This is a genomic window from Micromonospora sp. NPDC005174 (genome assembly GCF_040608495.1).
GTDB lineage: Bacteria > Actinomycetota > Actinomycetes > Mycobacteriales > Micromonosporaceae > Micromonospora.
This window is the reverse complement of sequence record NZ_JBEXIJ010000031.1, coordinates 72,949-81,158: the sequence shown is the minus strand read 5'-3', so window position 1 is coordinate 81,158 and position 8,210 is coordinate 72,949. Positions and strand designations below refer to the sequence as shown.

At 73.9% G+C, this 8,210-nt stretch carries 6 protein-coding genes and 1 pseudogene; 5 read left to right on the top strand and 2 right to left on the bottom strand.

The annotated features are described in order from the left end of the window. Positions 1–96, top strand: a pseudogene (locus ABZU91_RS26850) (NADH-quinone oxidoreductase subunit C); the annotation flags it as partial. 113 nt (positions 97–209) lie between these two features. Here ABZU91_RS26850 and ABZU91_RS26845 read toward each other — a convergent pair. Further along, positions 210–818, bottom strand: coding sequence for a hypothetical protein (locus ABZU91_RS26845; RefSeq protein WP_355245984.1), 609 nt, complete (start codon positions 816–818; stop codon positions 210–212). 280 nt (positions 819–1,098) lie between these two features. On the opposite strand from ABZU91_RS26845, the gene ABZU91_RS26840 reads away from it, so the two are divergent. Then, on the top strand, positions 1,099–1,899 hold the full coding sequence (locus ABZU91_RS26840; protein WP_355245981.1) for an SAM-dependent chlorinase/fluorinase: 801 nt from the start codon (positions 1,099–1,101) through the stop codon (positions 1,897–1,899). 25 nt (positions 1,900–1,924) lie between these two features. Beyond that, positions 1,925–2,167: a CPCC family cysteine-rich protein gene (locus tag ABZU91_RS26835; RefSeq protein ID WP_039905669.1), complete on the top strand. Its 243-nt coding sequence runs from the start codon at positions 1,925–1,927 to the stop codon at positions 2,165–2,167. A 27-nt stretch (positions 2,168–2,194) separates the two neighbouring features. Here the strand turns inward: ABZU91_RS26835 and ABZU91_RS26830 are convergent, their stop codons facing one another. Next, positions 2,195–3,463: a hypothetical protein gene (locus ABZU91_RS26830; protein ID WP_355245978.1), complete on the bottom strand. Its 1,269-nt coding sequence runs from the start codon at positions 3,461–3,463 to the stop codon at positions 2,195–2,197. Positions 3,464–3,572: 109 nt separating this feature from the next. Between ABZU91_RS26830 and ABZU91_RS26825 the strand changes: the two genes are divergently transcribed. Together ABZU91_RS26825 and ABZU91_RS26820 are read left to right on the top strand one after the other, a co-directional pair. After that, positions 3,573–4,382, top strand: coding sequence for a DNA-formamidopyrimidine glycosylase family protein (locus ABZU91_RS26825; protein ID WP_355245975.1), 810 nt, complete (start codon positions 3,573–3,575; stop codon positions 4,380–4,382). 165 nt (positions 4,383–4,547) lie between these two features. Then, positions 4,548–8,201 carry a hypothetical protein gene (locus ABZU91_RS26820; RefSeq protein WP_355245973.1) on the top strand — a complete coding sequence of 1,218 codons (3,654 nt, stop codon included), beginning with the start codon at positions 4,548–4,550 and terminating at the stop codon, positions 8,199–8,201. Positions 8,202–8,210 lie beyond the last annotated feature (9 nt).

The following is an 8,210-nucleotide window of genomic DNA, read 5'->3' as shown; positions in this document are numbered from 1 at the left end:
AAGGAGTTCGTGCTGGCCTCCCGGGTGGCGAAGCCCTGGCCGGGCGCGAAGGAACCGGGCGAGTCGGAGGCCGGCGGTGGCCGTCGACCGATCCGTTGATGACTCACAGGCATCAACGCCACAACAGCCATGCCCGCCGCAACCGCCCGACGGACAACGGAACAGCCGGGACAGCCGGGACAGCGAGGCAGCGAGGCAGCGAGGCAACCTCAGCGGAAGCCGTTGAGCGCCTTCTCGTAGCGGAGGCGGTCGGCTGCGGGCGTCTTCGCTTCGAGGTAGTTGAGTACCACGGCCCCACGCCGGTACGACTGGCCGCCCCACGTCTCGGCGATGTCGCCGGCGCTGGTCTCGTCGGGGAACACGTAGACCGTGACGCCGTCGGTGGCGACGATCTCTGAACAGCCCAGCCCGAGACCGTCCGGACCACAGTCGACCGAGCGGTCCTTCGGGTGCGTGACCCGCAGACCGGCGGCCTTGAACACGTCGACGACCTGCCGGGCGCTGGGAGCGCCCGCCGGGCGCTGGGGCAGCACCACCGGCGGTGGACTGGCCGGCCGGCGTTCGACCGGTCCCTGCGGCGGTGCCGGCGGCACGGGGGACGGCGCGACGGACCGTGGTGGCGGTGGTGCGGCCGAGTCGGTGCTGGAGGGAACCACAGCGGGGTTCGGCACGCTCGGCAGATCGGTGGCCTGGACGGCCGAGGACGAGACGTTGGGGGCGGCACTCGATGGCGCGGAGTCGTCACCGCGGCCGCAGCCGGCGACAACGGCAGCGGCGACCAGCAGGACCCCGACGGCGGGCAGGCTCCGAAGTGTCACAGGCGAAGTCTGCCCAACCGCGCTGGGCGGCGCGAGGGGCCGGTCGGCCACCGCGCTGTCCGCTATCCGCCACCCGGGTCGACCGGATTCCGGGTAGCCCGCGCCGACACGGCCCGATCCGACCGTCGACCAGCAGGCGTCCGTGCCGAAAGATCCGCACAACATCAGGGTTGCTGCCTCCCGTGCGCCGCAAGCAGCAACAACAAGGAAGTTGCGCGGATCTTGGCGCGGAGAGCGCGGGCGCGGGATGCGCGGAGGGCGCGGGCGTTAGCCTGCGGGGATGTCCGGCACACCGTGGATCTCGTTGACCACCGACTACGGCCTGAGCGACGGCTTCGTGGCCGCCTGCCACGGGGTGATCGCCCGGATCGCACCCACCGCCCGGGTCATCGACGTGACGCATCTGGTGCCACCGGCGGACGTTCGGCGCGGGGCGGCAGTGCTGGCGCAGACCGTGCCGTACCTGCCGGTGGGCGTGCACGTGGCGGTGGTCGATCCGGGGGTCGGCACCGCCCGTCGGGGCATCGCCCTGGCCACCCCCGGTGGGCTGCTGGTCGGCCCGGACAACGGGTTGCTGCCCGACGCGGCCACCGCGCTCGGCGGGGTGAGCGCCGCCGTCGAACTCACCGAGCCACGGTGGCTGGCGGCCCGGGTGTCGGGCACCTTCCACGGTCGGGACGTCTTCGCGCCGGTTGCCGCCCGTCTGGCGCTCGGCGCGCCACTGGCCGAGGCCGGTCCGGCGGTCGACCCAGACGGGTTGGTCCGGCTGCCACCGCCGCACGTGACCCGCGACGCCGACGGCTTCACCGCCGAGGTGCTGACCGTCGACCACTTCGGAAACGTGCAACTGGCCGCGTCGGGCGAGGTGCTCGATCCGCTCGCGGCCACCGTCCGGGTCGGCCCGCCCGGGCCGACGCCGCCCCATGCGGCGGTGCGCGGACGGACGTTCGGCGACGCGCCAGACCAGGCCCTCGTGGTGTACGTCGACTCGGCCGATCGGGTGGCGGTGGCGGTCAACGGCGGCCGGGCGGTGGACGTCCTCGGGGTGCGCCCGGGTGACCTCCTGCGGGTGGCCGGGTGACATTCGACTATGGAATGCTGCCCCGGTGGGTGAACACGTAGTTCCCGTGGGCTGTCCCTGTTGTGCCTCTCGGACCGGCGGCGGGACCTGCCCGGTCTGTTTCTGGACCGACGACGGTCAGAGCGACGCCGACGCCGACGCCGTGCGGGGTGGCGCCAACGGTGACCTGAGCCTGTCGCACGCCCGCCTCAACTACGCCGTGTACGGGGCCAGCCACCCGCGTTACCAGGACATGGTGCGCCCCGCCCGCCCCGACGAGCGCCCCTGAGGCGACGCCCGCCGAGGCGAGGTCCGGTCAGCAGACCGGTACGGCGCCGCCGTACACCGTCGAGATGTACGCGTGGCTGACGTACTGCCCGGTGGCCAGGCGGTTCCACCTGGTGGTGGTGCGGTACGGGCCGGCGACCGACTGGCCGGTGACGTAGCACTGGACCGGCACGTTGGCGAACCGCGCGGCGAGGCCACGGGTCGCGTACGAGGTGCCCGGCCCGGTGCGGATGTTGAGCGGCCCGTCGCCCACCACGGCACGGGGCCCGCCGCCGGTCCACAGGTACGCGACGTCGACCCAGGCGTTGGTGGTGAGTTGCAGTCCGTCCCAGAAGGTGCCGTCGGCCAGGTCGATGCCGGCCGGGTTGAGCACGGTACGCCCGAACTGGTCCCGCCCACCGTTGTAGCCGGACTGGTAGGCGGCCTGCGCCTCGGGCCGGCCCTGGGGCAGGTTCTTCCAGTTCTCCCGGACGGCGGACGGGTTCCAGTAGTCGTCGCGGGTGTTCCACGGCCCGACGTCCCAGACCGGGGCGTACTCACAGCGGGTGCCCGCCGTGGTGCAGACCCGCACGGTGTAGTCGCCGGTGTTGAGTGGCGAGAGACCCCGGCGCGACGGTAGCGCCGCGAAGTGGTCGCGCGGCTGCACGGTACGGCCGTTGGCGGTCAGTTCGCCGACGAGCCCGATCCGGGTGGCGTACACCCGGTAGGTGAGTCCCGGCGTGGCGGCGGAGACGGCGGCCGTCGCGTCGGCGGTGAGCTGGACGGCGCGTACCGTCGCGGTGGCCCCGCCGGCCCGCGCGGTCAGCACCACCCGGGTCTGCACCCGGCCGACCGGCCGGTCGAAGACCGCGCCGGCGGTCGCGGCCCGCCACTCGGTCCAGCCGCTGAGCCGCCATCCGCGCACCTGCGCCTCGACGCTCGCGCCGGCGGGAACGTCGGCGCCGATCTCGGCGCGGACCCGGGTGGCCGGGCGGGCGAGGGTGCGCGGGGCGGTGAGCAGCATGCCCTCGGCGAGCGCGCTGTGCGGGCTGCGAGGGCTGCGTCCGGCCGGGCGGGCCGCACGGAGCCGCAGTCCGGAGGCGGTACGGCGGACGTTGACGTCGTCCCGGTCGACGACCGACAGGTCGGCACTCCACTGTTCCGAGGCGGGCGCGCCGGCGGTGAGGGTGAGTGATCCGGCGGTCGCGGGGGCGATGGTCGGGACGGCGCTGGCGACGGGCACGAGCGCCGCGGTGAGCACGAGGGCGAGGATTGCGGCGAGGGTGGCGGGTCGGATACGACAATGGCGTCGTCTCATGGGCATTCTCCTCAGAACTCCCTGACCCTCCCATGTCGGGAGATCATGAGGAACCTGACTACAAATAGCGACACATGCGAATCTTGCTCGAAAGAGGGAGGATGGCAGCGTGCCCGAAGGTGACACCGTCTGGAACACGGCCCGCGTGCTGCACCGCGCGCTCGCCGGCGCGCGGTTGACCGGGTCCGACTTCCGGGTGCCACGGCTGGCCACCACCGACCTCACCGGCTGGACCGTCCGCGAGTCGGCCAGCCGGGGCAAGCACCTGCTGCTACGCCTCGCCGCTCCGGACGACGCGTCCTGGACGCTGCACTCCCACCTGCGGATGGACGGGGCCTGGCGGGCGTACGCGCCGGGGGAACGGTGGAGCGGCCGGCCCGCGCACCTGATCCGGGTGGTGCTGCGCAGCCCGGGCGCGGTGGCGGTGGGCTACCACCTGCACGAGCTGGCCCTGCTGCCGACCGCCGAGGAGGCCGACCTGGTGGGCCACCTCGGGCCCGACCTGCTCGGCCCCGACTGGGACCCGGCCGAGGCGGTCCAGCGTTTGTCCGCACACCCCGAGCAGACGATCGGCGAGGCACTGCTCGACCAGCGCAACCTGGCCGGCGTGGGCAACCTCTACAAGTGCGAGGTGCTGTTCCTGCGGGGTGTGTCGCCGTGGACGCCCGTCGGCGCGGTGCCCGATCTGCCGGGCATGGTGGCGCTCGCGCAGCGGTTGCTGGCCGCCAACCGTGGACGCTGGACGCAGAGCACCACCGGCTCGCTGCACCGGGGGCAGACCAGCTACGTGTACGGTCGCCGCGCCCAGCCGTGTCGCCGCTGTGGCACCGCCATCGGCAAGGAGGAGCTGGGCGAACGGGTCACCTACTGGTGCCCGCTCTGCCAGCCGGAGCAGCCGGGGACCCCGCCGCCCGACTGACCGGGCGTTGTGGATCGAGGTCAGCGCAGATACGGACGATTGGGTAATTCCTAACCGGCCGTCGACGTCGCATGCTGCGGTTGGGTGCTCACCGCCTGTCAGCAAGAGTGCCGAGGGCCGCCACGTCGTGGTGGCGGTCCTCGTGCCCCGAGCCCGGGGAGAGTCATGGCGATCTTCCGCAGACTCCGCTCCACCTTCTTCTACCGGCCCGCCCCTGACGGCCTCGGTCGAACGGCATCCGTTCCGACCGCGCGTACCGCCGAGGAGGCCGCTCCCACGACGAGCCTGGACCCGTCCGCCGAGCCACGCTGCTTCGGGCCGGTGCCGAACGTCGCCCACAGTCCCCGCCCCAGACGTGACCCGAACGGTCGGCTGGTGCCGGGCACCGGTCTGCGCAAGTTCGTCGACGCGCTGCCCGTGCCGGGCGAGGAGGCGCTGCCGGTGGCGGTGCCCGACACGATCAGCTACCCGGGCTGCGACTACTACGAGATCGGGCTCCAGGAGTACGCCCAACGCCTGCACCGCGACCTGCCGGCCACCCGGCTGCGCGGCTACCGGCAGCTCAACCTGGGCACCGACGAGGCGGGTCACAACACGGTGGCGCCACCAGAGCGCCCCTGGCACCTCGGCCCGATGATCCGCGCCCGGCGGGGCCGACCGGTCCGGGTGAAGTTCATCAACCAGCTTCCCACCGGGCGGGCCGGTGAGCTGTTCCTGCCGGTCGACGAGACGGTGCAGGGGGCCGGCATCGGGCCGCTGGACGGCCCCGCGCCGTACCCGCAGAACCGGGCGGTGCTCCACCTGGCCGGGGCGCAGACCGGCTGGACCAGCGCGGGCAACCCGGGGCACTGGATCACGCCGGCCGGGGAGATCACCCCGTACCCGACGGGTACCGGCCTGACGCCCGTGCCGGACATGCCCGCGCCCGGAGCCGGCGCCACCACGCTCTACTTCCCCAACGAGCAGAGCGGCCGGCTGCTGTGGTTCCACGACAACACCCTCGGGCTGGCCCGGCTCACCGTCTACGCGGGGCAACTCGCGCCGTACCTGCTCACCGACCCGGTCGAGGACCAGCTCGTCGCCGACGGGGTGCTACCGGCCGACCAGGTGCCCCTGGTGATCGAGGACAAGACCTTCGTACCGGACGACACCCAACTGGCCGCCGAGGACCCGACCTGGGACCGGGAGCGCTGGGGTGCCCGGGGCAGTCTGTGGCACCCCCACGTCTACCAGCCCCGGCAGAACCCGTACCGGTCCGGCGGACGCAACCCCACCGGCCGGTGGGACTACGGCCCCTGGTCGCGCAGCCCCGCGCCGGACGGTGGCCGGACCGACAGTGGACCCACGGTGGACGGTTGGCCGATGGCCGAGCGGATCGCCGGCGAGCCACCGCTGACCGGCCCGGGTCCGGTGCCGAACCCGCACCACGACCCGGTCGGCGGCAGCGCCGAGCCGCCACTGCGCCCCGGGGTGCCGCACCCGTCCGCGGTGCCGGCGGCGTACGGCGACACCCCGCTGGTCAACGGCGTCGCGTACCCGTACCTGCGGGTGCGCCCCGGGGTGTACCGGCTGCGCATCCTCAACGCCTGCCTGGACCGCAGCCTCAACCTCCAGCTCTACCGGGCCTGCTCGGACGCGCCGATGTGGGCCGACGACGGCGGCCTGGCCGACGCGGACGCCGGGGAGGTGCCGATGGTGCCCGCCGTGCGGTCGGCGGAGCGACCGGCCGGCTGGCCCAGCGACGGGCGCGACGGCGGAGTGCCGGACCCACGGGCCGCCGGCCCGGAGTTCGTCCAGATCGGCAACGAGGCCGGGCTGCTGCCCGCGCCGGTGGTGCTGCCGAACCGTCCGATCGGCTACCGGTACGACCGGCTCGACCCGACAGTGCTGAACGTCGACGGGCACACGCTGCTGCTGGCCCCGGGTGAGGGCGCCGACGTGCTCGTCGACTTCTCCAGCGTGCCGCCGGGCAGCACGCTGATCCTCTACAACGACGCCCCGGCGCCGCTGCCCGGCTTCGATGAGCGCTACGACCAGCACACCGACGCGCCGGACCGCACGGCCGAGGGCGGCCCACCACCCACCGAGCCGGGGTACGGCCCGAACACCCGAACCCTGCTGCAGTTCCAGGTGACCGGCACACCCGAACCCCCGTACGACCTGGACCGGCTGCGGGTGCGGCTGCCCGCGGCGTACGCGGCCAGCCAGCGCCCACCGATCGTGCCGCAGCCGGCGTACGACCCGGCGTTCGGCAGCCGGACCCCGGCCCAGACGGTCATCACGGCGCACGCCGACACGGTGACGTTCACGCCGCTGGCCGGTACCGGCCCGGTGACCCTGCCGATCGAGGTCAAGGCCGCGCAGCAGGTCTTCGAGCCCGGTCACGGCCGACTCGCCGGACGACTCGGGGTCGGTCACCCCCACACCGGGCCACTCGCGCCGGCGACGCTGCCACTCGGGCCGACCGACCCGGTGACCGAGGTGCTGTTCGCCGCCGATCCGGCCACGCCGGTCGGCGCGGCGACGGACGGCACGCAGCTCTGGCGGGTCAGCGGGAACGTCCGCCAGACCGAGCCGCTGCGCTTCGGCGGTTGCGACGTGCAGATCGTCAACCGGGTCGGCTGGGACGGCACGCAGCGCCCCCCGCACCCGGCGGAGCTGGGCTGGAAGCAGATCGTCCGGGTCAACCCACGGGAGGACGTCGTGGTGGCGCTCCGCCCGATCGCCCCGGCCCTGCCGTTCAAGCTCGGTGACAGCGTCCGGCTGCTCGACCCCGGCCAGCCGGCCGGTTCGCGGACCGGGTCGACGCCGGTCAGCCCGACCGACGGGCGGCCGGCGGTGGTGGTCAACCAGATGGTCAACCTGGGCTGGGAGTACCGCTGGCACAGCCAGCTCGCCGGCCACCGCGACCTGGGGATGAGCCGACCGCTGGTGCTGCGGGTGACACCGCGCGCGCCCACCGGGCTGACGGCCACGCCGGTGCCCGGCTCGGCCACCGCGCTGCCGGCGATCGCCCTGGCCTGGACCGGCAACGGCGGACGTCCACCCGCGACCAGCCACCTGCTGCAACGGGCCACCGACGGGTCCTTCGGCGGCGACATCACCACGATCACCGTCGCGGCCGCCGCGACCCGTTACACCGACGCGACGGTCACCCCCGGAGTCACCTACCACTATCGGATCCGGGCGGAGAACGAGGTGAGCTACTCGTCCTGGTCGAACAGCGTGCCCGCCTCGGTGCACCTCGCCGCGCCGGGTGGACTGATCGCGGCGATCCCGCCCGCCGCGCCGCTGCGGGTGGCGCTGCGCTGGACGAACCGGTCCTTCGCCACCGGCATCGACGTGCAGCGGGCCACCAACCCGACCTTCACCAGCGGACCCGGCACCACCGCGATCGGGGTCGGCGACAACCACCTCGACACCACGGCCGCGCCGGACACCACGTACTACTACCGGGTCCGCACCACGTACCTCGGCGCTGCCTCCGCGTGGTCGACGGTGGCCGCGGCGAGCACCCCGCCCGCGCCGGGCACCCCGAGCGAGGTGAGCGCCACCGCCAGCGCGCCGGGACCGGACACCGCCACGGTGGTGTTGGGTTGGGCGGCGGACACGCCTGCCGGCCCGGGGTCGGGGTTCATCGTGCAACGGGCGCTGGACCCGGCGTTCGCCCAGGAGGTGGCGACCTTCACGGTGACCGGCCGCGGCTTCACCAACACGGGTCTGGGCCGGGACGTGACCTACCACTACCGGATTCGGTCGTTCAACGTCGTGGGCAGTTCGCCGTACACCGATCCGATCCCGGTCACGACGCCACCGTGACGGGCGCGC

What these genes read in the sequence shown, in the direction of transcription:
- ABZU91_RS26840 (WP_355245981.1), top strand. Translation starts at nt 1,099, where the DNA reads ATGTCCGGCACACCGTGGATCTCGTTGACCACCGACTACGGCCTGAGC.
- ABZU91_RS26830 (WP_355245978.1), bottom strand. Translation starts at nt 3,463, where the DNA reads ATGAGACGACGCCATTGTCGTATCCGACCCGCCACCCTCGCCGCAATC.
- ABZU91_RS26820 (WP_355245973.1), top strand. Translation starts at nt 4,548, where the DNA reads ATGGCGATCTTCCGCAGACTCCGCTCCACCTTCTTCTACCGGCCCGCC.